This is a genomic window from Priestia sp. P1_B12_1, assembly GCF_056406695.1.
In genome coordinates this window covers 404,360-426,429 of the sequence record NZ_JBFTZR010000004.1, presented here as the reverse complement: position 1 = coordinate 426,429, position 22,070 = coordinate 404,360, and the positions used below count along the sequence as shown (strand labels likewise).

At 37.8% G+C, this 22,070-nt stretch carries 31 protein-coding genes; 16 read left to right on the top strand and 15 right to left on the bottom strand.

Annotation, left to right across the window (positions count from 1 at the left end; genetic code table 11):
• The 7 genes from AC1D0Y_RS17155 to AC1D0Y_RS17125 all read right to left on the bottom strand — a co-directional run.
• Window positions 1–146: PTS sugar transporter subunit IIB (locus AC1D0Y_RS17155; protein ID WP_477707816.1), on the bottom strand; the 146-nt coding region annotated here is incomplete at its 3' end.
• A 1-nt stretch (window position 147) separates the two neighbouring features.
• Entirely contained in the window at window positions 148–633 is a 486-nt protein-coding gene (locus AC1D0Y_RS17150) for a PTS sugar transporter subunit IIA (RefSeq protein WP_060745335.1), read from the bottom strand.
• 36 nt (window positions 634–669) lie between these two features.
• Entirely contained in the window at window positions 670–2,712 is a 2,043-nt protein-coding gene (locus tag AC1D0Y_RS17145) for a BglG family transcription antiterminator (RefSeq protein ID WP_060745334.1), read from the bottom strand.
• A gap of 238 nt (window positions 2,713–2,950) precedes the next feature.
• Entirely contained in the window at window positions 2,951–3,514 is a 564-nt protein-coding gene (locus tag AC1D0Y_RS17140) for an NAD(P)H-dependent oxidoreductase (RefSeq protein ID WP_477707812.1), read from the bottom strand.
• 291 nt (window positions 3,515–3,805) lie between these two features.
• Window positions 3,806–4,366 carry a signal peptidase I gene (gene lepB, locus AC1D0Y_RS17135; RefSeq protein WP_025751067.1) on the bottom strand — a complete coding sequence of 187 codons (561 nt, stop codon included), beginning with the start codon at window positions 4,364–4,366 and terminating at the stop codon, window positions 3,806–3,808.
• Window positions 4,367–4,449: 83 nt separating this feature from the next.
• Window positions 4,450–4,812: a nuclear transport factor 2 family protein gene (locus AC1D0Y_RS17130; RefSeq protein WP_060745331.1), complete on the bottom strand. Its 363-nt coding sequence runs from the start codon at window positions 4,810–4,812 to the stop codon at window positions 4,450–4,452.
• A 106-nt stretch (window positions 4,813–4,918) separates the two neighbouring features.
• The gene (locus tag AC1D0Y_RS17125; RefSeq protein WP_477707811.1) at window positions 4,919–5,464 is read right to left on the bottom strand and encodes a CBO0543 family protein; all 546 of its coding nucleotides are present in this window, start codon (window positions 5,462–5,464) and stop codon (window positions 4,919–4,921) included.
• Between the two features lie 283 nt (window positions 5,465–5,747).
• Here AC1D0Y_RS17125 and AC1D0Y_RS17120 point away from each other — a divergent pair, with 283 nt between their 5' ends.
• Both AC1D0Y_RS17120 and AC1D0Y_RS17115 read left to right on the top strand, forming a co-directional pair.
• Entirely contained in the window at window positions 5,748–6,404 is a 657-nt protein-coding gene (locus AC1D0Y_RS17120) for a DUF975 family protein (RefSeq protein WP_043981401.1), read from the top strand.
• A gap of 114 nt (window positions 6,405–6,518) precedes the next feature.
• Entirely contained in the window at window positions 6,519–6,932 is a 414-nt protein-coding gene (locus AC1D0Y_RS17115; RefSeq protein ID WP_060745329.1) for a DUF1259 domain-containing protein, read from the top strand.
• 185 nt (window positions 6,933–7,117) lie between these two features.
• Here the strand turns inward: AC1D0Y_RS17115 and AC1D0Y_RS17110 are convergent, their stop codons facing one another.
• The 3 genes from AC1D0Y_RS17110 to AC1D0Y_RS17100 form a co-directional block, all read right to left on the bottom strand.
• Window positions 7,118–9,016: an endonuclease MutS2 gene (locus AC1D0Y_RS17110; protein ID WP_098334366.1), complete on the bottom strand. Its 1,899-nt coding sequence runs from the start codon at window positions 9,014–9,016 to the stop codon at window positions 7,118–7,120.
• 452 nt (window positions 9,017–9,468) lie between these two features.
• Window positions 9,469–9,798, bottom strand: coding sequence for an AzlD domain-containing protein (locus tag AC1D0Y_RS17105; protein ID WP_016764847.1), 330 nt, complete (start codon window positions 9,796–9,798; stop codon window positions 9,469–9,471).
• Complete coding sequence (locus AC1D0Y_RS17100) at window positions 9,795–10,520, bottom strand: AzlC family ABC transporter permease (protein ID WP_477707810.1); 726 nt, start codon at window positions 10,518–10,520, stop codon at window positions 9,795–9,797. Before AC1D0Y_RS17100 ends, AC1D0Y_RS17105 begins: the two co-directional genes overlap by 4 nt.
• Window positions 10,521–10,615: 95 nt before the next feature.
• Here AC1D0Y_RS17100 and AC1D0Y_RS17095 point away from each other — a divergent pair, with 95 nt between their 5' ends.
• A complete protein-coding gene (locus AC1D0Y_RS17095; RefSeq protein WP_477707809.1) occupies window positions 10,616–11,167 on the top strand; it encodes a helix-turn-helix domain-containing protein in 552 nt (183 codons plus the stop codon).
• A 35-nt stretch (window positions 11,168–11,202) separates the two neighbouring features.
• On the opposite strand, the gene AC1D0Y_RS17090 is transcribed toward AC1D0Y_RS17095, so the two are convergent.
• Together AC1D0Y_RS17090 and AC1D0Y_RS17085 are read right to left on the bottom strand one after the other, a co-directional pair.
• Window positions 11,203–11,886: a TerC family protein gene (locus AC1D0Y_RS17090; RefSeq protein WP_028409271.1), complete on the bottom strand. Its 684-nt coding sequence runs from the start codon at window positions 11,884–11,886 to the stop codon at window positions 11,203–11,205.
• A 273-nt stretch (window positions 11,887–12,159) separates the two neighbouring features.
• Window positions 12,160–13,143: a LacI family DNA-binding transcriptional regulator gene (locus AC1D0Y_RS17085; protein ID WP_028409272.1), complete on the bottom strand. Its 984-nt coding sequence runs from the start codon at window positions 13,141–13,143 to the stop codon at window positions 12,160–12,162.
• A gap of 160 nt (window positions 13,144–13,303) precedes the next feature.
• Between AC1D0Y_RS17085 and AC1D0Y_RS17080 the strand changes: the two genes are divergently transcribed.
• On the top strand, window positions 13,304–13,783 hold the full coding sequence (locus AC1D0Y_RS17080; RefSeq protein WP_028409273.1) for an RrF2 family transcriptional regulator: 480 nt from the start codon (window positions 13,304–13,306) through the stop codon (window positions 13,781–13,783).
• Window positions 13,784–13,801: 18 nt separating this feature from the next.
• Window positions 13,802–14,185 carry a nuclear transport factor 2 family protein gene (locus AC1D0Y_RS17075; RefSeq protein WP_060745326.1) on the top strand — a complete coding sequence of 128 codons (384 nt, stop codon included), beginning with the start codon at window positions 13,802–13,804 and terminating at the stop codon, window positions 14,183–14,185.
• A 35-nt stretch (window positions 14,186–14,220) separates the two neighbouring features.
• Here AC1D0Y_RS17075 and AC1D0Y_RS17070 read toward each other — a convergent pair whose 3' ends face one another.
• Entirely contained in the window at window positions 14,221–15,045 is an 825-nt protein-coding gene (locus tag AC1D0Y_RS17070) for an SPL family radical SAM protein (protein ID WP_060745325.1), read from the bottom strand.
• A gap of 432 nt (window positions 15,046–15,477) precedes the next feature.
• Between AC1D0Y_RS17070 and gvpJ the strand changes: the two genes are divergently transcribed.
• The 10 genes from gvpJ (at window position 15,478) to AC1D0Y_RS17020 (ending at window position 19,610) form a co-directional block, all read left to right on the top strand.
• Window positions 15,478–15,756 (top strand): gas vesicle protein GvpJ, encoded by a 279-nt coding sequence (gene gvpJ, locus AC1D0Y_RS17065; protein WP_028409276.1) that lies wholly within the window; start codon window positions 15,478–15,480, stop codon window positions 15,754–15,756.
• A gap of 23 nt (window positions 15,757–15,779) precedes the next feature.
• Entirely contained in the window at window positions 15,780–16,043 is a 264-nt protein-coding gene (locus AC1D0Y_RS17060) for a gas vesicle protein GvpO (RefSeq protein WP_029714943.1), read from the top strand.
• Between the two features lie 23 nt (window positions 16,044–16,066).
• Window positions 16,067–16,837, top strand: a complete 771-nt coding sequence (locus tag AC1D0Y_RS17055; RefSeq protein WP_060745324.1) for a GvpL/GvpF family gas vesicle protein — start codon at window positions 16,067–16,069, stop codon at window positions 16,835–16,837.
• Window positions 16,834–17,091 carry a gas vesicle protein GvpG gene (locus AC1D0Y_RS17050; protein ID WP_014459264.1) on the top strand — a complete coding sequence of 86 codons (258 nt, stop codon included), beginning with the start codon at window positions 16,834–16,836 and terminating at the stop codon, window positions 17,089–17,091. Before AC1D0Y_RS17055 ends, AC1D0Y_RS17050 begins: the two co-directional genes overlap by 4 nt.
• Window positions 17,092–17,100: 9 nt before the next feature.
• A complete protein-coding gene (locus tag AC1D0Y_RS17045) occupies window positions 17,101–17,925 on the top strand; it encodes a GvpL/GvpF family gas vesicle protein (protein WP_477707808.1) in 825 nt (274 codons plus the stop codon).
• Window positions 17,922–18,173 carry a gas vesicle protein gene (locus tag AC1D0Y_RS17040; RefSeq protein WP_028409280.1) on the top strand — a complete coding sequence of 84 codons (252 nt, stop codon included), beginning with the start codon at window positions 17,922–17,924 and terminating at the stop codon, window positions 18,171–18,173. Before AC1D0Y_RS17045 ends, AC1D0Y_RS17040 begins: the two co-directional genes overlap by 4 nt.
• The gene (locus AC1D0Y_RS17035; RefSeq protein WP_028409281.1) at window positions 18,163–18,447 is read left to right on the top strand and encodes a gas vesicle protein K; all 285 of its coding nucleotides are present in this window, start codon (window positions 18,163–18,165) and stop codon (window positions 18,445–18,447) included. The genes AC1D0Y_RS17040 and AC1D0Y_RS17035 overlap by 11 nt, the downstream gene beginning before the upstream one ends.
• 14 nt (window positions 18,448–18,461) lie before the next feature.
• Entirely contained in the window at window positions 18,462–18,779 is a 318-nt protein-coding gene (locus AC1D0Y_RS17030; RefSeq protein WP_016764858.1) for a gas vesicle protein, read from the top strand.
• Window positions 18,780–18,811: 32 nt separating this feature from the next.
• Entirely contained in the window at window positions 18,812–18,940 is a 129-nt protein-coding gene (locus AC1D0Y_RS17025) for a hypothetical protein (protein WP_013083966.1), read from the top strand.
• 145 nt (window positions 18,941–19,085) lie between these two features.
• Window positions 19,086–19,610: a hypothetical protein gene (locus AC1D0Y_RS17020; protein ID WP_060745322.1), complete on the top strand. Its 525-nt coding sequence runs from the start codon at window positions 19,086–19,088 to the stop codon at window positions 19,608–19,610.
• A 141-nt stretch (window positions 19,611–19,751) separates the two neighbouring features.
• Here AC1D0Y_RS17020 and AC1D0Y_RS17015 read toward each other — a convergent pair whose 3' ends face one another.
• On the bottom strand, window positions 19,752–20,192 hold the full coding sequence (locus AC1D0Y_RS17015; protein ID WP_013083968.1) for a cell wall hydrolase: 441 nt from the start codon (window positions 20,190–20,192) through the stop codon (window positions 19,752–19,754).
• 131 nt (window positions 20,193–20,323) lie between these two features.
• Window positions 20,324–20,842 carry a dihydrofolate reductase family protein gene (locus AC1D0Y_RS17010; RefSeq protein ID WP_060745321.1) on the bottom strand — a complete coding sequence of 173 codons (519 nt, stop codon included), beginning with the start codon at window positions 20,840–20,842 and terminating at the stop codon, window positions 20,324–20,326.
• 90 nt (window positions 20,843–20,932) lie between these two features.
• Between AC1D0Y_RS17010 and AC1D0Y_RS17005 the strand changes: the two genes are divergently transcribed.
• Window positions 20,933–21,892: a helix-turn-helix transcriptional regulator gene (locus tag AC1D0Y_RS17005; protein ID WP_253351458.1), complete on the top strand. Its 960-nt coding sequence runs from the start codon at window positions 20,933–20,935 to the stop codon at window positions 21,890–21,892.
• Window positions 21,893–22,070 lie beyond the last annotated feature (178 nt).

Here is a 22,070-nt window from a genome sequence, read left to right as displayed (position 1 = left end):
TGGCGGGAAGCTACTTCGGCAATTTTACATTGCACAACTTCCGCGTTAATGCCGTTGTCTTTTAATAAATTTTCTACTCGTTCACACACCACTGTTGATGTTGCAATTCCCGCTCCGCATGCTACTAATACCGTATACTTTTTCATTTTACTTCTCCCCTTTTGTACTAATTTTTTCAACTCCGTTAAAAATAGCTTGAACATCCCTTTGATTTTGAGCCTGTAATAATTGCTCTATTTTTTGCTGATCTTGAATTGTTTGCATCAGCTCCTGAAGTACTGTTAACTGGGTATGAGGCTGGTTTAAACCTAATAGAAGCACAATGCGCACATCCACTTTTTTTGTATTATCATCCATTAAATAAAACGATACAGGTTTTTGTAAGGTAATCACACTAATAAATTGTTCAAAAACGTGCTCTGGATCTGTATGAGGGATTGCTACACTATAATCGCCTATTTGGAGCCCCGTCGGAAAAGATGCTTCTCTTTCTTTAATTTTTGTCAAAAAGGCTTCACTGACATACCCTTTGCCAAATGCCTCTTTGTACACCATTTCAAAGATATCTGCTTGATCTTTACATATACTATTTAACTTCAATAACTCTTCTTTTAAAAAAGGCTGTAATGTCACGATTGTATCCTCCTTGCTATACATTCTGTACCATGATTAGATAGAGTGCGTTTTAATTATTTCATAGATTTTGTATTTTTTATTTAGCCGTTTCATCTCATTTATTACCCCGTTCATTTCCGCTAACTTCATCAGCTGCAGCATAGCGTTTAAATGTTTCTTTTTATCAATAGCTGCGATAACAACAATAAAATGAACTTTTTGCTCTCCGCACAATAAGCCTTCTTTTAACTTAAGTAAGCTCATGCCTACTGCTTGAACACCATCCTCAGGGCTTGCGTGAGGTATTGCAACATTAAGTCTTAGTACAATATGTGGAGACATAGACGGATATTGTTCCTGCATTTTATCAATATAAGCTTCAGTAATAATACCTTTATGTAAAAGCGGGGAAGCGGCTATTGAAATAGCTTCCTTCCAGCTTTCCACTTGATCGCGCAGCACAATTGTTTCGGGTGTAATTAAATCTGCTAAACTGTATTCTTGATTTTCACTTGTTTCGTTTAATACTTGGAGAGAAAAATAATCTTGCAGCGCTTTTTGAAGTTGAGCCTTTTGATCAACTTTTGCGTATTTTTCAATGACACTTATTAACTGTTCAATGTTTACAACGGATGTATTTAAACCGAATATGGTTTGAATGACTCTCTGCCGAAGCTGCAGCTTTTGAAAATCTGAAATAAATTGTTCCACAATAAATAAATGCTTAGAAGTCTGGACAGGAACAGGAGAAAATACCATATCAAAGTCTGCTTTTGATTGCTCAAATTCTCGAATTGAAAGAGCTTCGTAGAAATAAAACTCTGGAAATAAATCGCGCAGCGTGTGCTCCATCAAATGTGAAATGGATACCCCGTTAGGACAAACAACAACCGCTCTCTTTTTCAGCTGTATCGTTTCGCCACTGTTAATTAAATGTCCACCAATAAAAACGGTAATGAACATCACTTCGCTTTCAGGAATAGGACAGCCAATATAAGTTTCAAAAGGCTTTAATGAATCTTTTACAATATAGTGAATGGCTTCAAATTCTTCACTTACTTTTTTAATTATTGAATAGTTAGTAGTTAGCTGGTATTTAATACGGTAGTAAGCGGGTTTCATGTGCAGCACTAATTTTTGAAGCAGCTTTTCTTTTTCTTTAAAAGTAATACATGCTTTTTTCTCAAATAATGCAAGGCTATCCTTCAGTGAAGATTTTAGTTCAAGAGTTTCTTCATCTCTTAAAAATTGAGAAGATAGAACATTAGATGTAAGCAGCTGTAGTGTAATAAATAACCGTTCTTCCTTTGGGATACAAGCAGCTTCTTCAATTAAAATTTCAGCAGCTTCAAACTCTTTTGTATCCGATAATTCTTCATAGTCAATATGATAAGGATCTTTAATTAAGTTTCCTTTTTTAATTCTTTTTAACAAAATAGCTATTGTATATGGAAGAAGTTTTATTTTTTGATCGATAAATTGAAGGGCTAAACGCTTTTCTACTTTTTCCATTTGTCCTTTTAACTTCTGAATTTCTTCCTTTGAAATTCCTGTATACATCTGAATATACGTCTCACCTTGATACATGTCATAGACGGTCCGCAGTACTTCAATAAGCAGCTTTCTTTTATTCCATTCACTTCCGACTATGTCGTATCCATACATTCGTGAATAAACAATTTCAAGATTATAATCATTTACAAGTTTTTGTGTGTATTTCATATCTCTTAATATCGTATTCTTACTCACTGATAGCGAGCTCGAGAAATGAAGTAAAGATAATTCTTCTTCGCTGCTTAATAGCATCAGCAAAACCAATTGAGCTCTTTCTTTTTCAGACGGAATATAGCTTCCAGCAGAGTGTTCGACTTTTTCAGCAAACAGTTCCATTAGAAGAGGATCAATAATAAAATTCCCCCCGTTCGTTCGCTGAATTTTTGGATAATTGTTACTCTTTAACCAGTCATTAATTTTTGTAAAGCTGTAGCTAATCTGCCTCCGTGAAAGATGATATTTTCTCTCTAATTCTACATTGGAAATACCTGGATTACTAACCACTCTTTTTAAAATTAAATTGCTCCTTTCATCTAGATGCATCAATTGCTCCCCCCCTGCTTAAATTTATTTTATCACTAATCCCCACTAAAATGTTTACGCTTTCATTACCACTTCTGGTCGAGTTATTGTGCAACTTGATGGTTAACTCTTCCTTACCATTGTAGACATTTCGCTAGTGATCAGGAAGAAAAAGAAAAACTGTTTTTGACTACGATTTTTGCGTCACAGTGAATAAAAAAACCCGACTGTTCAGTCAGGTTTTTTGTAGTATCGATTTTTATTGATGCTCTCCTATTCCAAATACTTCTGCTACATGATTTTCTAATTTATGCTTGTAGTGATCAATGTTTGGATGTTTGACTACGTCATGAATAGAGTAAGTTGGAAGTGGACTCATACCGACGTACTGGTTCATTTTATGCAAATACATAATGGCTTCGTCTAAACTTTTTCCTTCATAGAAAGCTTCGTCATTGTCGAAAATAGCTTCCGGCGCATTCCATGTGAGAGAAAACATGTATTTTTTCCCCGTTAATAAGCCGCCTCGCCCGTATTGATTGGAACCTTTAAAGAAAATGTTATCCATATACACGCGATCAATATATTGCTTAAACTTTCCGGGAATGCTGAACCAGTAAATAGGCGTCTGCATAATCACAACATCAGCCCATAGCCACTTTTCAATTTCTTCTTCTACTTCGTAGCCTTTATCAACCACCGTTGTTTTAATGTCAAATTGATCAGCGAGTAAATGCTGCATTTCGTTAAAAATCGTCTGATTTAACTCTCCTTCTGATTTTTTATAATACTCGTGTCCATTAATGATTAATACGTTTTTCATGCTGACCTGCTCCTTTCCAAAATCCTTGTTTCTTTATCTTCATATATTTGTATACCCATAAAAACTCCTTACCTATCAGTACTATCTCTTACTTTGAAGTAACATAGGCACCTAGAAGTCCCTTTTTAAACACCCTTATGATTTCCTAAACAAAGAAAAAAACAAGGTCTAATTTACTGATTTCTTAGAAGATGTTTAACGTGCATCAAGCAAATCGTTTTTTTAAATCAGTTCTTTTAACCCAATAAAAAAGACTGGCGAATTAAATTCCGCCAGCCTTTTTCCCTTTTTTTATTTTGGTTCGCCTACTTCATTTAACGGATAGTAGCGAAACTGCACTTTTCCGATAACTGATTTTTGTGGAATGAAGCCAAATGCTCGTCCATCATGACTTACAGGACGGTTGTCCCCCATTACAAACAGTGAATTTTTTGGTACCTTCACTTTGCCATCAGTTGCAGGCAGCGTTTGAAGCGTAAAATCTTCCGTGAATTTTTCATTAGGTGCAAGAGATTTTTTAGATTCTTTTAAATACGGCTCTTTATAAGCTTTACCGTTAATATATAGAACGTCGTTTTTCATTTCTACCGTATCTCCTGGAAGTCCAATTACACGTTTAATATAATTTTCATCTGCATCCGGTGCATGAAATACAATCATATCAAAGCGATCAACATCACTGATTTTATTTAAAATAACGCGGTTTGAATCTTCAAACGTTGGATACATCGATTCACCGTGAACTGTAGTTGGCGCAAATAAAAAATGGCGAACTCCCACTACAATAACCAATGCAATAACAATGGACTTAATCCATGAAAACACTTCTTTTTTTACGTTATTTTTGCTCATCTCAAAACATCCCTTACGTCAAAATATACTTTCATCATAGCATCAAATAGAGGGAAAGTATAATAATAACCGAATAATCTTATTTATTGATCACCGTTTGTGGCGGTGCCTTGATGGAAAAACAAACGCCACTTTTCTTCTCTTTTTCGCCAAATAGAACTGCGAAGCGTCTTTTTTTTGGCCGTATGGTTCATAAGATGATAGGTAGTTAATACGCATTCAGGAGACAATACGTCTATATGAAAATGAGAGATTTCGAATACATCTGGCGAAAGTACATGATTGTTATTGTAATCTTTTCGTTTCCATACCGTGCCCGAGCTGCCAAACTCCACGTAATCATCTGCAAGAATGTTTGAAAGCTCTTTAGCAGAGGTTCGTACTTCTGATTTTAAGTGCACGCATTCTAATTCATAAAATGTTTGAGTGATATTCGCTGTTTCCACTTTTACAGTCTCCTCTCATTCTGTCTTATACTCATTATAAAGGCATACTGCAGTTTTCACTTAAACAAATAACACCCCTGTCTGAATAGATAGGGGTGTTATTTGCTTAGCTAACGCTATAGCCTTTTTTCTTACCTGCAATCCAATCGCCAATCATTTTCACTACAATTCCCATGATGAATACTGTAAGAAATGAATAAAACATCGTCCAGTTCAGCAATTGGTACAAATACAGAGCTTTGAATACCGGAATACCTATAAAAGCAATAACAGCAGACGTAACGATATGTGCGATAAGGAAAAATTTCCATTTACTGAAAAATTGATAGACAAGCGCAATACTTACCGGAATAATAGCAAAGTCAACCGTATTGAAGCGATCTGTAAACGGAAGCATCTGGTGAGGATAGCACCATAGGTTAAAAAATTTCCCGAATTCATCTACCAAACCGACTATGTCAAAGCTGATAAAAAAAACGAGAAGCATAAAAAAGAGACGCTGTCTATCAATAAAAAAGTAAAAAAGCAGCAGAAAAAGAGTGTTTATCACCACTATGAGCCACCATTGAAAACTAAAAAGATCTTGATGAACCCAATAAGAAAATTCCTTTTTATTTAAGACTTCTTGCATCATTTTAATCATTTCAAACATAGAAATCCCTCCTATCTTAGAAAGTCTTTCCATGAGGGTTTCACTTCATACTAAAATAAAGCATCGCACACAGTGCTTTTGCACCTCCTCCTTCTTCAAAAGCAGATTGTACCTATTTAGCGATTTCTATCTGTCTAGTAAAAATTTTTCGCAGGAGCTTTGCTTTTCATCTCAGAACCTATTGACTATTATTTTCATTTCATACAAAATTAACAATTGTGCATGGTTTACATGTTAATACAAGCAAAAAGATACTGTTTTGCAACATTAAAGGAGGAACAACATGAACATCGGTACGATTAAAAGAGAAGCTAAAGCTTCTTTAAAGAATCGCTGGGGACTTGCGATTCTACTGACGGTGGTGACGTACGGAGTATATACGCTTCTGCCTATTCCATTTGAAATTGTGGCAAGCGGCGGCTATGACAATTGGATGAAAGATGAATCTGATTCGGCGTCATGGATTTCAACTGCCTTTGCCATTGTCTTTTCGCCTCTTCTCATGGCGAACTACTGGGCATTTTTAGGCTTGGCGCGAGGTGAATCTGTCCGATTGGGACATTTGTTTAAAACATTCCAAGACTTCGGTCTTTATGTCAAGTCACTAGGGATTTATGTACTTATGACTCTTTATGTGATGCTGTGGTCACTGCTTTTACTGATTCCTGGAATTATCAAAGCACTGGCATATTCACAAACGTACTATATTTGTAAAGACAATCCTACTTACTCGATGAATCAAGCGATTACAGAAAGCCGCAGGTTGATGAATGGTTATAAAGGACAGTACTTCCTGCTGCTGCTAAGCTTTCTGGGCTGGTTTTTATTAAGTATCATTACACTAGGAATCGGCTTTTTATGGTCTATTCCATACCTTTCTGCTTCACTTGCCCGTTTTTATGAAAATTTGTTAAATGAACGCTCATCGCATGCTGAATAATAAAAAAATCCTCTTCATCGTGAAGGGGATTTTTTTATAAGAACACTGTTTGCATAAGTGAAGCTCTGATGTCATAAAGCTTACTAAGAGTATAGAAGAAAGGCAGGAGCTTATATGTATACTACAAGTGAAATTTGTCAGCAGTTTGGCCAGATTTTAAACGCTAAAAGCAAAGTTAGTCCAACAGGATGCTCAGTGTCTCTTAAAAGAAGCTTTCAAGCTCATGTTCAAGGGCGGAAAAGCAGCTCTGTCGTTCCTGTTGGTGTATCATTTGAAGCGATAGATGCACAGGGAAACGCGTTAAACTTGGCTGAGATTGCTATTTTACAAGAAGAAATCCCCCGTTTTACAGAAGCTGCTGCGCGGCAAGGTCTTATCGTAAGCGCTTTGCATAACCATTGGCTTTTTACAGAACCGGTCCTTATGTATCTTCATATTCAATCTGTAGAGCCTCCTTTACATTTTGCGAAAAAAATGGCTTTTTGTTTTACAACTCTCAAGAGTCTTCCCGTTCCGACAAACGAATAATTTATTAAACGCATCTCTCAGGTACATTAGAGAGGTGAGAGATGTTTTTTATACCTATAGATTACTAATATAGCTAAAGGAAACCTCCTTACCTTTTAAGTCATTAACAAAAAGGCGCTATGTATTTTTGAGAAGCTGCATAAAAACAAAACCCAGCACTTTCTTATAAGTGCTGGGCTTCTGCTTTATCTATTTTCGCGTATATCTTTTTCAATTTTCCGCAATGCTTTTTTTGATCCTCGCTGCAGATCATGCTGTTCTTTTCGATCTTTATAGCTAATAAATAACGAATTGAGGTCATAACCTTCGGGATATAATTCAGCAGCTTTGATTTCAAGAGCTACTCGCTTAACGTTTACTTCAATTAACTCATTCTGATAGAGTACGACTATATTGTTTGTGTTGTCTTTAGACTTATACACAATCGCATGATTTTCATAATCTAACAGTTTGACTCGATCTCCTATTTGGTATTCAACACGGTCTTTTTTCTGTTCCTTCAAAATAGTGGGTTTTTTTATTTTATTTTTTCTGACGACTTCTGTATCATACGATTTGCTTTCCATATAGAACTTTGCTTTTTGTAAAATCTCTTCTTCTACCTTCATCTTCTTTGAAATCCAAAGCGCATTGCTTTCTCCAGATGTGCCAATTAACAGCTGATACAGCGGTTCTAATGTTTTACTGTTGAACTGCATCGCGGCATTCATAAAGTCAGGATGAATTTCTGAGAAACGCTTAATTTCTCCGTAATGCGTAGTCGCGACCGTTATGCAGCCCATATGATAAAACTTTTCTAAAATCGCAATCGCAAGTGCAGCTCCTTCATTCGGTTCGGTGCCGCTGCCAATTTCATCGAATAGGAGCAGCGTATTGTTCGTTGCTTTTTGCAAAATAGCCGATATATTTTTCATGTGTGAAGAAAAGGTGCTCAGCGCATTTTCAATACTTTGGTTGTCGCCGATATCGACAAAAATATGCTCAAACAATGCAATTTCTGTTCCTTCATCAGCTGTAATATGAAACCCCAACATTGTAGCGAGTGTCAGTAGCCCAATCGTTTTTAAGACAACGGTTTTTCCTCCTGCGTTAGGTCCGGTAATAATTAAGCTTCGATAATTCTCGCCAATTTCGAAGTGAAGCGGAACAATTTTACCAGTTAACAGCGGGTGATATGCGCCTTTTAAATGAATATATCCATAATCATTAATTTTAGGTTCGATTCCGTCTGCCTGTTTACTGTATTTTGCTTTGGCAAACACCATGTCGTATTGGCTAATTAGCTCTAAATTAATATGAATATCAGCTAGCTTCTCTAACACTAAACCTGTTAAAAACGCTAAAATTTGATATTCTTCTACCTCTTCTTCTGCTTTCAAAATCGCTAGTTCCGCATTCAGCTTTGTAATAGATGCCGGCTCTATGAACACTGTTGACCCTTTAGAAGATGTTTCAACAATCGTTCCTCCAACATGATTTTTATAGGATGCCTTGATCGGAATCGTATAGCGGTCTCCTTTTTTACTGATGAAGAAGTCTTGAATATACTCTTTGTTTTTCCCGTTTCGTAAAAATTTCGCAAGCTGTTCTGAAATCTTCGCTTCCGTTCCTTCTATATGTCTTCTGATACGCTTGAGCTCTTTGCTTGCCTCAGCGTCTACTTTTCCGGCTTTGATCGCAAAATTAATTTCCTCTTCTATACCTGTCAGTTCTTTCATCGAATGGGCATAGGAACTTAAGAGCGAAGCAAAAAATTCTTTATCCACCATATATTGTTTTACTTTTCTGCAGCCTTTTAAAAAATCGGATACGCGTATTAGCTCTTCGGGCTCTAAAATCATGCCTTTTTCAAGCTTTTCGATGACTCTTCCTATACCTGAGACACCTGATAGCGGAAGTGATTTCTCAGCATCTAGAAGTCTTCGTGCTTCCGTTGTTTCTTTAAGTCGGTTTTTTACTGTTTTAAGAGATGTGCTCGGCTGAAGTTTATCCATTAATTTTTTTCCCAGCTCACTTACGCAGTGAGATTTTACGATTTCTTTTAATTCCTGATACTGTAATTTTTCAAATGTCATCGTATTCATGGTTTTTCTCCTCACTATGATTTTTCATCACATATGAAGATACCTATTTATTAGAAGGCAATGAAAAAGGTAAACAAAAAAAGCTGTGGTGATCCCACAGCTTTTTGCGTTCATAAGGTGTCTAAACACATATCACGAAAGAAAGCTCTGTAAAAACAGACGCCTCTTTCGCGACAAATGCCGAATCCTTTATAAAGCATTGTAGGTATCTTCATAGGCAGTGAAATAAATCCATAAGCAAATAAAGGGTACCTTCATTCTCCAAAAAATACCCGTCTTGCTTATTTAATTTATTTCATTCAATTGTTCCTATTTAGATACTACTCCGCTCATAAAAGCACCTCATCTATATTTTAGTTTTCATTGGCTTCTAATTTACACTCTTATCATACTATATGAAAAAGCGTGCGTAAAGGAGACAGTAAAAAAGCTCAAGAGCATAACTTGAGCTTTCATGATAAAAGAAAAAAACGAAGCAGCGCCATCATTCCAACTCCGCTAATAACGGTGATGGATAAACTTTTTGTTTTCAGGGCAATCAGTAAGGTTGGAATGACTACGATAATGACGGGCCAGTTAATCTTTACGCTGTCATTTGCTTGAATGATAAAGTTTTCTACAACAAGTGCAGTTAAAATACAAATAGGAATATAGGACAACCATTTTAATACGGGTTCTGGCAGCGCGATGTTACGTACAACTAAAAACGGAACAATGCGAGGAACTACGGTAACAAGGGCACACCCTAAAATAACGATGAGTGTTGGGTAGTGGATGCTCATTTATCCGTCACCACCCCAATTGTCGCTACAATAATCGTTGAAATCAATACGGCCACATGTGAGGGTACGAAAAAAGACAGCACAATCATAATAATCGCCATATAAAGAATTAAACGTAAGTAATGATTAAGCTTTGAAGGTAACACGCTTTCGATTTGTAAAACAAGCAGAGCTAAAAACATAGCTGTTAAGGCAAAATCAAACCCAAAGGCTTCCGGGTTAGATAGCATATGGCCAAAAATAGCTCCTGTCGTACAGGCGATAATCCAGCTGACGTAAGCCGTTATATTTAATCCGTTCATCCAGCGGTCATTAATTGGCTCACCTTTTGCAATTTTATTTGAAGACACCCCAAATGATTCGTCCGTTAGAAGGGCTCCAATTCCGACGTTTTTTAATAACGAATATTTTGTAAATTCAGGCGCGACCGTAGCGCTCAAAAGAAAGTGTCGTAAGTTTACAATAAATGTTGTGAGAATAATAGCTGAAATCGAGCTGTTTGCAACCATCAGTGCACAAATAATAAACTGTGCTGCCCCGGCATACACGAGCGCTGATAATAAAGCAACTTCCATAACGGAAAGATGCGAGGATACTCCAACGATCCCAGCCGCAAGCCCTATGCTTATGTAACCGAGTAGCGTAGGGATACAATCCTTAGCCCCTTGTCTGAACGTTAAGTCCACTTTTTCTCTTTGCTGTACTGCTTTTTCTGCAATCACCGTACTCCCTCCTTTTCTGTTATATTATACATCTATACGTTATATTAAACAACGGTATGTTATACTATCTTTATAATAATTAAAGGAGTACAACAATGGACGCGATTCAAGATATTATTGCTAAAAATCTTGTTAAATTACGAAAAAATCGAAATTTGACGCTTGATCAAGTTTCCGAATTAACCGGTGTTAGTAAAGCAATGCTTGCACAAATTGAAAAGGGTAAATCCAGTCCCACGGTTACCACGCTTTGGAAAATCGCCAACGGCCTTCAAGTCTCTTTTTCTGTATTTATGAAAGAAGACACCCCGGGTGTGCAGAAAGTAAGCATAAAACAGCTAGATCCCATCACGGACAACAAAGGTGATTACTTAGTATATTCTTTTTTTCCTTATCATCCGGAAAAAAAGTTTGAAATTTACATCGTCACATTAAAGCCTGGATGCGTGCACGAAGCGAAAACTCATTTAGGAGATGAATACTTACTTATTAAAGAAGGCGAATTAACGGTTCGTTTTGAAAATGAAGAACATGAATTAGTCTCGGGAGACGCCCTTCATTTTTCAGGAAATACCTCTCACAGCTATATCAATTCTTCTGAAGAAGAAGCAAGCTTTTTTTTGCTTATGCACTACCCCGAATCATAAAAAAAGAGCGTACGGATCATCCGTACGCTCTTTTTTTAAGCTGCGTGGGCTTGTTCTTTTTTCATTTTTTTGTTTTTCATGTACCCAATGCCTACAACTGCAATAGTTAAGATAACTTGAACAGCGAGATGTAAAGCTGTACTTGGAACAAATCCGCCGATGATTTTATCTTCAACAATCATTTTTCCAGCAGACCATGCAAGCATCGCCGCTCCAGCGTAAATGATAATCGGAAATTTTTCCATTGCTTTCATGATAAAGCTGCTTCCCCAAATAATAATCGGAATTGAAATTAATACACCAATCATAATCGGGACAAATTCGTGAGCTACACCTGCTAGAGCTAATACGTTATCTAATGACATGACCGCATCTGCAATAATGATCGTTTTAACCGCGCTCCATACCGTTGCTCCACCTTTAGGATTGTCGCCGTGATCGTGATTGTCCGCTAATAATTTATATGCAATCCATACTAGCATTAAACCGCCGACCGCTCCGATTAATGGAATTTTCAATAAAGGGACAATAATAGCCGCAAATAATAATCGAAGACCAATTGCGCCGCCTGTTCCAATTAAAATCGCTCTTTTTTGTAAATCTTTTGGTACGTTACGAGCCGCCATTGCAATAACAATTGCGTTATCCCCGCTTAAAATTAAATCAAGAAAAATAATTTGCAGCAAACCTTGCACTGATACGCCAATTAGTTCCTCCATAGTTACCTCCACCTTCTCTTTTTATGTAACGTTTCTCCTCTAAATGTCCGAGCCTTTTCCTCCCTTTTTATAATTGAATACAAAAAAGACCCTTACCAAATAAGCGGTAAAGGTCTTGCTAACAACATAATGTTGCCAACAAAGCCGAGAGATAATCTCTGTAATGACGACTTTGCTGTTAAAGCTACTCCCCTTTAGGAGATACGTTCAATTATTTGTTTGTATTTACACCACTTATACTATAGCATCTCCTACATTCTGTCAATCGTTTTTTTATGCAAAGCGATTGTCAACGCTTTCTCTTTCAATCAATTCATAGTTAGAAAGTGTAAGCTTTTCGACTTCTTCTCCGTTGACTAGCTTAATAATTCGCTGTGCCCCCATTTGTCCCGCTTCTTTATAGTAATATTTTACGGTTGTTAAGCTGGGATGAATCACACCTGTAATTTCGTAGCCTCCAAAGCCGGTAATGGATACATCTTGCGGAACGCGCAGTCCGTTTAAATAAGCTGCCTTTAATGTGCCAAGCGCAATGTTATCGGTCGCACATACAATGATGGACGGATTAAATTCTTTCATCACAGCCGTAGCGGCCCCGATTGCATCGCTCATGCTAAAGCTTGTTTGATAACAGCGGATCTCGCAGTCTCTGTCTTTAAGACCTTCCTTTACGCCTTCTTTTCGCTTTACACCTACAGCTATGTCTTTTTCGGTTACGCCTAAAAAAGCGATTTTTTTATGTCCTTTTTCTCCTATGTACCTTCCAATGTCGCATGCAGCCTCGTAGTCTTGGTGAATTAAACTATGGACTTCTTCATGCTGCTGTCCAATTAACAAAACGGGAATTGAAATTGTGCGGAACGCTTCCAAATGAGCTTTTGTGATTTGAACGGCAAGAAGAATAATACCTGCTACCTTCTGCTTAGCCAGCGTATAGATATTTTCGATTTCTCTTTCTAAATCTTGATTAGAATTGGAAATAATCATTTGATAGTGGTGGTCTCTAAGTTCTTGGTCAATACCATCTAATGTGCGGGAAGTCGCAAAAGAACCCATGCGCGGAACAATTACACCAATGATGTTTGTTTTTTTTGCTTTTAAGCTTTGAGCAAACGCATTTGGGCTATAGTTTGTTTCTTTAATAATCTCTTCGATTTTTCGTTTTGTCGCATCGCTCACAGACCCTCCGTTAAGGTAGCGGGATACAGTGCTTTTTGCTACTCCTGCAAGCCGAGCGATATCTGCAATAGTTGTCATTCTCTCATCTCCGTATTTTGTTGCTGCTTCTTTCACAGTATACACGAATATCGCGTGCATATTAAGTAACTGCTTTACTTTTTGATTCATAAGCGGTATGATAACCTAAACGTGGATAATGATTATCCACGTTGTACACATAAAGCAGGAGATGATGTTTTTGCATATGAAAACAGGCGTTGAGCAATCGGTATATGCCATTTTGCTTCTTACGTTTTTACCTGAAAAAGCTGTGTTGCCAGGAGATGTCATCAGCACTCAGCTTGGGGGCTCGCCTACGTATTTTCAAAAGCTTCTTCGCAAGCTGGTTAGCGCTGATTTACTTGCTTCCGTTCCTGGTAGCAAAGGTGGATTTCGCTTAAAAAAAACGCCGGAAAAAATTCGTATTTATGACGTATACGTAGCCATTGAAGGTAAGCAGTCTCTTTACTCATCAAGCGGTATTTTTCACGACATGCTTAACTTAAAAGACAAAGATATTTGCTTATTATCCGATTTAATGGAAGAAGCTGAATCTTCGTGGCAGTCTATCTTAAAACGGCAAACCATTGCTACGCTCACAAATGAAATTAACAAAAAATGTCCGAAAGAAAACCTGGACATGTTAAAAGCAACAGTAGAAGAAAAAATGGTGCTGTAGCACCCAAAGGAGATCATCATGGAGAACTTAAATAGATATTTTGATTTATTCGATCAATCACGTACAAGCGAACAAGCATTTGAAGAATTAGTAGGGCTTTTTTCAGACGATATCGTATTTGTCTTAAACGGCCACGAAAAGCAAGGCATTGAAAACTGGAAGCTGTTTGTGAAAATGGTGTTTAAAGAAAACGCTGATATTAAGCATATGTTCGAAGGCTGGAAAGCAGTTGAAGGTACAGATAAGTTTGAAACGCCTTGGGCAGTGTGCGGAAAACGTGCATCTGGCAGCGTCTTTACTCAAATGGGAAAAGATATTGCTAAGCTAGATGACAGCGGAAAAATCAGCTACTTAGAAAACGTACCTGACGATACAAACATGTTTGATACGTATAAAAACTAATACAAAAAAGAAGGGCTCTTCTAGCCCTTCTTTTTTTACGGGGCAAATCCCTCTTGAGAAAGATAAATCATCGAAGAAGGATAAAATTTTTCAAAATAACGAATGGCTTTGGCATGAATGTCTTTATCATACCAGTCTAGGAAACCGTACTTCTCAAATAATTCCGGCATCCCTAGCCTTTTAGACGTTTTACCTAAGGAACCGTCTCCTAAGTACAAGGTATCAATGCAAATTCGGTCCATCATTCCTTCTATTTTTTTAGGGAATTCAGGCGTGAAAGGAAGCATTGGAGCAATGGTTACTTGCGTTGAAATTCCTCTTTCTTTTACTTTTTTTAACGCGTTCATACGAAGTTTCATCCCCGGAGCATAAGGAGAAAAAATTTGTTTTACATCTTCTCGGTCCGTTTCAACAGTCATCGATACGCGAAGATCACATACTTTTTGAAGCTGTAAAAGCAAATCGATATCCCTCGTCACAAGGGGCGACCTTGTTTGAATCAATAAAAAATCAGGTGGATGATGGATCATCGTTTCTAAAAGGGCACGTGTGATGCCTGCTTTACGCTCAGCAGGCTGATAGGGATCTGTCGCTGAAGACATAAAGATGCGCACCGGCTGCTCTTTTTTTCGCAGTTTTTGTATTTCTTTTTGATAGACTTCAGCTGCGTTGACCTTCAGCTCTAGCCATGTCCCCCACTCCATCTCTTTAAAACGCTGAATTGGCAGCTCTCGCACGTAGCAAAATTTGCAGGAAAATGCACATCCGGCATACGGATTTAAACTATGAGTATAACCAGATGCCAAAAAGCCGGTCGCTTTTGTTAAAATACTTCTCGAAACCACGTCTCTTTTGTTCATCTTTCTCACCTCGTTGTCCAATATATCAAGTTCACAAATGAAAAAACTACTTTCCACATGGAAAGTAGCCCTTTATGTTTTTAATTCATCAACTTTGACTTTCTTTCTTTTCACTTGTCGTTTCAAGTAAAGAGGTTAAATATGAATTTAACTCAAATTGGTCCTTTTCAATAAAATCAGATAATACCGGCTGCTCTTCTTTTCTCATCTTTCTCCACTCCCTTTGTTTTTTATGTATGTGTTTTCATTCATCAATGGATAAAAGTAATGTACTTAACTCTACCCGTATCTAAACAAAAATAATCATGGTATTTTATACTATTTTTAATTTATGCACGTTTTATTTGTATATTTTTTACAATATCACACACATTAATAGCAAGATTAGCAAACGTATTTATTCTACTATGCAACATGAGAGGATTTTTCATCATGACGATTCACAAATCAAACGATTTCTCTAGTCTAGCTGAAGTGGTGGAGCGAATTTTAGATAAAGGTGTCGTAATTGACGTATTCGCGCGCATTTCCGTTATTGGTATTGAATTAATTACCATTGAAGCCAGAATCGTAATTGCGAGCGTAGACACATGGCTGAGGTACGCCGAGGCAGTTCGGCTGCTTCATAATGAAAGAGAAGAGTTTCTTTCTTCGAATAACAGCGGAAAGAAACTTGAACAGCTGAACCTTTTACAAGATTTAGATTTATAAACTCATAAAGGTGGATTAGAGAAGTGAAAGTAGCCGAAATCATGGAAGCCGTAACTGATTTTTTTAAAGAACACGTCGCTCCTCCTCACCGAATTATTTCGTATGAATCGATTCAAAATGGAGGATGGAAAATAACACTTGAAGCATTTGAAGAACAGGAGTATATGAGGCGCTATGCAAAAGATGAACTGCTCGGTATCTATGAAGTGCTGGTCAATAAGCAGCATAACATTACGTCTTTTTCACGCACCAGTCTGCGCTATCGAAGCTCTCCGGCAGAGAAATAGGCTAATTATTTTAATGGAAAGGAATGAAACAAAAATCGATGAGTGAAGAAACGGGCATTTATATTTTTTGCAGCATCCCCGCTACCGAGGCACATACGTTTGGCAGCGTTACGATTGATCACGAGGAACGATCTACTTTTACCATTCATTACCGTGATGCCGCTATAGTGGCCGCTGCCTTTCCTCTTAAAATTTATCACCCTACAAAAGAGAACGTCACAGCGCACCAGCAGGTGATTTCCAAAGTAATGAATGCACATGATTCCGTTATTCCCATCAGCTTTGGCAATGTGTTTCATAGCCAACAAGATGTTGAAATGCTGTTAGAAAACTTATATCCACAGTTCGCCTCTCTTTTCCCACAGTTAAAAGGAAAAATAGAAGTCGGACTAAAAGTAATTGGGAAACCGGACTGGCTGAAACAAAAAGTGAATCAAGATTCTTCTTTGCACCAAGTACGAAACCAGCGTTCTGCCAGTGCTGATTTTTATAAACAAATTGCCCACGGAGAAACAGCTCAGAAATTCTTTTTAAAGCTTCAGCACGACTGTAAAAACGAACTGTATGAACAGTTAGAACCGATAGCTGAAGCGTCTAAGCTAAACCCTCCTATTGTCGAAACAATGCTTTTGAACGCTTCTTTTTTAATTGACCGAAAAAAAGAAGCAGCGTTTGATGAACGTGTAAATGACCTGTATGAAAAATGGAAGCACAAAGCAGATTTTAAATACTCCGGGCCGTGGGCTGCTTATAACTTTATCAATATTCAATTAAAAGTAGAAGAGAATGTATGATTCATAAACTGCTGCTGTCTCCTGTCACGCTCATTGTTAAAGTTGGGCAAAAAATCAAAGAAGAAGCGGATAAGGAACTGTATGACGTTTCTTTTATTCAGCAAAAAATCGTCCATCTTCAAATGATGTATGAGCTTGGAGAAATACCAGAAGATGCATATATGGAAAAAGAAAAAGAATTGCTGCTGAGATATGAAGCTGCAAAGGAATATGAATTGAAAAGATGGGAATCAATGACGAAGAAACAAAAGTGAGGTTAAAAGATGAAAAAGCTCATTTATTTATATGGTCTAGTTCCAACCGAAGAAGCTAAGGAAATGCCCTTTCCTTCACTTGAAGGCATGGATCAGAACAATCCTATCTATGCTCTTTGCTTTGATGACATTACCGCATTTGTATGCGACTTGCCAAGCGATGAGTATTCGGAAGAAATACTGAAAGAAAAGATCGAGCACGATATGAAATGGCTGCAGGACAAAGCCATGCATCACCATGAGATTCTTCTTTTCTTACAAAGTCACTACACGCTTCTTCCCATGAAATTTTGTACGGTCTACAAAAGCAAGGATAGCTGTCAAAAAAGTATTGCTGATAACAAAGAAAAAACCCTCTCTTCTCTTCATCTTTTAAAAAGATCTGAAGAATGGAATATAAAAGTATATGCCCATACGAATTCTTTAAAGAACTATCTGCTAACGAACAATGAAACGATCCAAAAGAAAAAAGAAGAAATAAATACGCTGCCTCCAGGCAGGCAGTTTTTTGAACGTAAAAAGATAGAAAAGCTGATCGAAGAAGAAACAGAAAAAGAACAGCTGTCGCTTTGTGATCATTTACACAGTGAGATAAGCCCCCACGCCGCTTACCACACAATCAAAAATAACTGGAGTCAAAAAATAACCGGCGAGAGCTACAGCATGTGCTGGAACAGCATCTACCTTCTTTCAAAGAACAATGTAGAATCGTTTTTAAAAGCCATTAGCGACAAGCAAACGTTTTATAGTGAAATGGGACTGAACATCGAAGTAACGGGACCATGGCCTGCTTATCATATCGACACTCTGCGCTCGGAGAAAGATGCGGGATGACATCGCTGCGAAAACAAACGCTGGAGCAAAAGGACATCGCCCTCATTGATATATTAGATGTGATCCTCGATAAAGGAATTGCCATTAAAGGTGATTTATTGATTTCAATTGCCGGAATTGATTTAGTCTATCTTGATTTGCGGGTATTGATTTCTTCTGTAGAAACGCTGATAGGCTCTCATGATCGTCAAATCATTTCTTCTCGGCAGCTTGAACAGGAAACGGAGGCGTTGCGAAATGGAAAATAACCTCAAACGAAACGGCCGCATTGAGCTGAGTGCGGAAAATGCTGAACAAGGCCTAGCGCAGCTTGTTTTAACTGTCATTGAATTACTGCGGCAGCTCATTGAAAAGCATGCGATTCGCCGAGTCGACAGCGGAAACCTGACGGATGCTCAAATCGAAGACCTGGGCGTGGCGTTGATGAAGTTAGAGAACAAAATGGAGGAGCTAAAATCAGTGTTTAGCTTTACAAATGAAGATTTAAATATTGATCTAGGTCCCCTAGGAAAAGTGTTATAACAAGGAGTGAAAAAATGGCGGCGGAACATAACGGGCATCTGGGCACCATTGTAGAAGTATTAGAAAAAGTATTAGATAAAGGTCTTGTTATTGCTGGAGATATTAAAGTGCAAATTGCTGATGTTGAACTCTTAACAATCAAAATCCGGCTGCTTGTCGCTTCTATTGATAAAGCAAGAGAAATTGGCATGGACTGGTGGGAAACAGACCCTTACCTATGTTCAAAAGCAAATCAGTCTTATCAAAAACTCCAGGCGGAAAATGACAGTTTAACGCAGCAAGTGGCATCTTTAACACAGCGAATTCAAGATGATTTGCTTTCGCTTGATTAACAGCTCACTTTATATAAGGAGGAATAACAAACATGAATCCTGAACAAAAATCTACGCTGTCTCCTATTTCACAAGAGCAGCAAAGCCCCGATACTCAGCTAACGGAAAAAGAAGAGCGTATGCCCGAGTATACGCATACTTCGCTTAATCCAGATTCATAGAATCAAAAGAGAAATGCTTCGGCATTTCTCTTTTTAATGTTTCTATACTTTTCTTCATTAATCATGACATTGAAACAAATGGAGGTAAATACAATGAACATAGCGAATGAGTACCATTATCTATCAATTACAAAGGAGAACGAGCATGAAGAAAAAAGCATTTGGAGCAGTCTATGCTCTTTTAACGCTGTTCATTTTAGGTGCCTGCAGTACCGAAGACGTTGTGACAAATAATTCAGATCCAAAAGTTTCTGTTTCTACTACAGTTAAACAGCTGACGAAAAAAGAATTTAGTGAAGTTGGAACATCAGGGTTAACAAGCCCTGCAAAAAAAGATTTTCACAAAGTACATATGATCCTTACGTTACGCGGCACGGATTACCTGTCGAATATTCAAGTTAAGCTACCTAACTATAAAGAAGCTTTTAATAACATCAAAGACGATCAGCAAATAAGATATTGGTTTGGCAGCGGTGCAGATAAAGAGCAAGAAAATAAAAACATCTATACAAGAGAATTTGTCCTTTATACGAAAGGCTTAAACGATAAGCAAATTAAAGAAATTTTAGCAGCAGCTAAGGTAAAGACGTCCTGGGTGGTAAAGGATACAAAAGCGAAGGATCAATCTGAATTTGCTGCTGGTAAAAACATAAAATTTGAAGCAAAATGAGAAATGCATCAATTAGCAAAAGCCCCCTTTATTAAAAGAGGGCTTTCTCTTATTATATGAAGAACGATTACCTTGTCACCTGCAGCTAAAGGTTTGGATTTGATGCCAGACTTTCAGAATGCAGCATATTTTCTAAGCTATCTATCCGTTATAAACGCTAGCGCATGTTCCGGGCTTTGGCTCATAGTAACAGTGATTTTTGTATTGACCAGAAGCCGGTTGACCGTACCAGGTTGGAGGGCATGGAGCGGATGGATTAAAGTACCACAGTGCATATTTCCCCGGATGTTCTCTCCAATAATCCAAATTCTTTTTGGCTAACCTTTTTTCAACACCTCTTGCTCTTTGATAAAATACGTTTCCTTTTTGAACAGCCTCGAACGAGTAGTTGCCTCCCTGCACCTGATAAATAACTTGCGGAACGGATCTTAAATTCTTGAAATCTAAACAGTTTGCTTTAAGACGATTGACAATGACATTTCCAACATACAGCATTCCTTGTTTTCCTTCGCCTTCAGCTTCTGCTCTCATCATCCTTGCCATTAAAGCAACGTCTGAATCTCGATAATTTACTCTTGGCATTTTTTCACCCCAAAAATATACTATGAAAAAAGGACGCTCTTGATGTCACTGTCCCTAAAATAACAATAGCTGGATGTTACATACACGATGAGCACACTGACACTGCAGAAAGAGTTTTTATTACGAAAAGCTTATTCTTTTTCATAATAAAGCTGAGCAATTTGCCCGTACTGTTTTATATCGGTAAGCTTCAAGTTCATTTCGGGAATTCCTCGTTTAAACAGCGGAATACCAGCCCCAATCAACACGGGAATGACCGATATAATAAATTCATCCACCCTCTTTGCTTTTAAGAAATCAGCGAGAATATCAGCGCCTCCCACCAGCCATATTTTTTTCGTATCTTGACTGAGGTTGTTGAGAAATGACGCCACGCTTTCATTTATAAACTCTGCATACTGATCTTTTCCTTGAGCTGAGCGGCTAAACACGTAGCACTTTTTATCGAGATACGGAAACTCAGGTGTGAGCTTCAGCACGTGGTCGTACGTGGCTTTTCCCATAACGACCGCATCACACGTTTGATAAAACGTTTCGTAGCCGTTGTCTCCCTCTCCTTCTACGCTTTCCAGCCAGTCAATCTCTCCGTTTTCTCTTGCAATATACCCGTCTAAGCTTGCCGCAATATATACGACGATTTTTTTCTTCATTCTCTTTTCTCCTTTCAACTTTACTGTTTCTGTATGATATCATCTTAATACGACACTTTTTGTCATATTAAAAGAAAAAGGTGAAAATAAATGGCTAAGTCTAGACGGCTTGTTGATATGCTCATGTTTATTAATACAAAAAGAACATTTACGGCAAAAGAACTAGCGGAGGAATTTGGTCTTTCCGTGCGGACCGTCCAGCGCTATTTACTGGACTTAAGTGAATTAGGGCTGCCTCTTTACAGTGAAAAAGGACGGAGCGGCGGTTACAAAGTGTTAAAGAATCGTATTCTCCCTCCTATTTTGTTTACGGAAGAAGAAGCTATTTCTATCTTTTTTGCTTATCAAGCTCTGCAGTATTATCATGACCTTCCGTTTGATGCAGAAATTCATGCGGCTCTTCAAAAGTTTTATGTGTACCTGTCTGAGGAAACAAAGAAAAAAGTAGATAAAATGAGTGCTCATATTGCGTTTTGGAATCCTAAAAGAAACCTTGACACTCCTTATTTAAAAGAGCTTTTAGAAGCAAGCCTTGCAGGAAAATATATTGAATTTCTTTATGATTCAAAGGCGGGTCAAACAAGAAAACAAGTCAAACCCCTTGGAATTTATGCTCATAACGGTTTATGGTACTGCCCTGCCTATTCTTACGATAAGCAAAAAGTATTATTGTTTCGAGCGGATCGTATTCACTCATTAAAGGTTTTAGAAAAAGACAAAAATATATCTTTTACGTTAAAGGAATGGCTTGAAACAGAACCGGTAAACTCACAGCCGATTTCGTTAAAAGTAACCTTGACACACGAAGGCGTTCGTCAGTGTAAAGGCGTTCCGTGGCTTGAAAATCACGTGAAGGTGGCGCGTGATGGGAATGGCTACATCGATACAATAACTGATGGAAATGAATTAAGCTACATGGCTTCTTTTTTCTATACCTTAGGGGCTCATGCTTTTATTGAAGAACCTCGGGAGCTAATTGAAAAGATTTGCTGTCACGCAGAAGAAACGTTAAGACGCTATAAAAATGAAGTGGGGACAAAAGACGAATAAATGGGAGAAATGAACTCGTATAGATCACTTTAGAAACCTCGGTTGATTTCCGTGCAAGACTTCGCCTTGCCCTCCAATCAACCGCTACAAGCCACTAAATAGATGAAATCTACGTTCACTCTATCAATAAAAAGATCCGAACGATTCATCGTTCGGATCTTCCTTCAACCAACTAAAC

Excerpts from the sequence above, each read along its gene's own strand:
- AC1D0Y_RS17105 (WP_016764847.1), bottom strand. The coding sequence starts at position 9,798 with ATGAGCATCCACTACCCAACACTCATCGTTATTTTAGGGTGTGCCCTT.
- AC1D0Y_RS17015 (WP_013083968.1), bottom strand. The coding sequence starts at position 20,192 with ATGCCAAGAGTAAATTATCGAGATTCAGACGTTGCTTTAATGGCAAGG.
- AC1D0Y_RS17145 (WP_060745334.1), bottom strand. The coding sequence starts at position 2,712 with ATGCATCTAGATGAAAGGAGCAATTTAATTTTAAAAAGAGTGGTTAGT.
- AC1D0Y_RS17125 (WP_477707811.1), bottom strand. The coding sequence starts at position 5,464 with ATGTTTGAAATGATTAAAATGATGCAAGAAGTCTTAAATAAAAAGGAA.
- lepB (WP_025751067.1), bottom strand. The coding sequence starts at position 4,366 with ATGAGCAAAAATAACGTAAAAAAAGAAGTGTTTTCATGGATTAAGTCC.
- AC1D0Y_RS17010 (WP_060745321.1), bottom strand. The coding sequence starts at position 20,842 with ATGAAGAAAAAAATCGTCGTATATATTGCGGCAAGCTTAGACGGGTAT.
- AC1D0Y_RS17070 (WP_060745325.1), bottom strand. The coding sequence starts at position 15,045 with ATGAACAAAAGAGACGTGGTTTCGAGAAGTATTTTAACAAAAGCGACC.
- AC1D0Y_RS17140 (WP_477707812.1), bottom strand. The coding sequence starts at position 3,514 with ATGAAAAACGTATTAATCATTAATGGACACGAGTATTATAAAAAATCA.
- AC1D0Y_RS17030 (WP_016764858.1), top strand. The coding sequence starts at position 18,462 with ATGGCGGCGGAACATAACGGGCATCTGGGCACCATTGTAGAAGTATTA.
- AC1D0Y_RS17075 (WP_060745326.1), top strand. The coding sequence starts at position 13,802 with ATGGAGAACTTAAATAGATATTTTGATTTATTCGATCAATCACGTACA.
- AC1D0Y_RS17050 (WP_014459264.1), top strand. The coding sequence starts at position 16,834 with ATGATTCATAAACTGCTGCTGTCTCCTGTCACGCTCATTGTTAAAGTT.
- AC1D0Y_RS17055 (WP_060745324.1), top strand. The coding sequence starts at position 16,067 with ATGAAACAAAAATCGATGAGTGAAGAAACGGGCATTTATATTTTTTGC.
- AC1D0Y_RS17115 (WP_060745329.1), top strand. The coding sequence starts at position 6,519 with ATGTATACTACAAGTGAAATTTGTCAGCAGTTTGGCCAGATTTTAAAC.
- AC1D0Y_RS17045 (WP_477707808.1), top strand. The coding sequence starts at position 17,101 with ATGAAAAAGCTCATTTATTTATATGGTCTAGTTCCAACCGAAGAAGCT.
- AC1D0Y_RS17110 (WP_098334366.1), bottom strand. The coding sequence starts at position 9,016 with ATGAATACGATGACATTTGAAAAATTACAGTATCAGGAATTAAAAGAA.
- AC1D0Y_RS17090 (WP_028409271.1), bottom strand. The coding sequence starts at position 11,886 with ATGGAGGAACTAATTGGCGTATCAGTGCAAGGTTTGCTGCAAATTATT.
- AC1D0Y_RS17085 (WP_028409272.1), bottom strand. The coding sequence starts at position 13,143 with ATGACAACTATTGCAGATATCGCTCGGCTTGCAGGAGTAGCAAAAAGC.
- AC1D0Y_RS17020 (WP_060745322.1), top strand. The coding sequence starts at position 19,086 with ATGAAGAAAAAAGCATTTGGAGCAGTCTATGCTCTTTTAACGCTGTTC.
- AC1D0Y_RS17040 (WP_028409280.1), top strand. The coding sequence starts at position 17,922 with ATGACATCGCTGCGAAAACAAACGCTGGAGCAAAAGGACATCGCCCTC.
- gvpJ (WP_028409276.1), top strand. The coding sequence starts at position 15,478 with ATGACGATTCACAAATCAAACGATTTCTCTAGTCTAGCTGAAGTGGTG.
- AC1D0Y_RS17095 (WP_477707809.1), top strand. The coding sequence starts at position 10,616 with ATGGACGCGATTCAAGATATTATTGCTAAAAATCTTGTTAAATTACGA.
- AC1D0Y_RS17120 (WP_043981401.1), top strand. The coding sequence starts at position 5,748 with ATGAACATCGGTACGATTAAAAGAGAAGCTAAAGCTTCTTTAAAGAAT.
- AC1D0Y_RS17035 (WP_028409281.1), top strand. The coding sequence starts at position 18,163 with ATGGAAAATAACCTCAAACGAAACGGCCGCATTGAGCTGAGTGCGGAA.
- AC1D0Y_RS17025 (WP_013083966.1), top strand. The coding sequence starts at position 18,812 with ATGAATCCTGAACAAAAATCTACGCTGTCTCCTATTTCACAAGAGCAG.
- AC1D0Y_RS17005 (WP_253351458.1), top strand. The coding sequence starts at position 20,933 with ATGGCTAAGTCTAGACGGCTTGTTGATATGCTCATGTTTATTAATACA.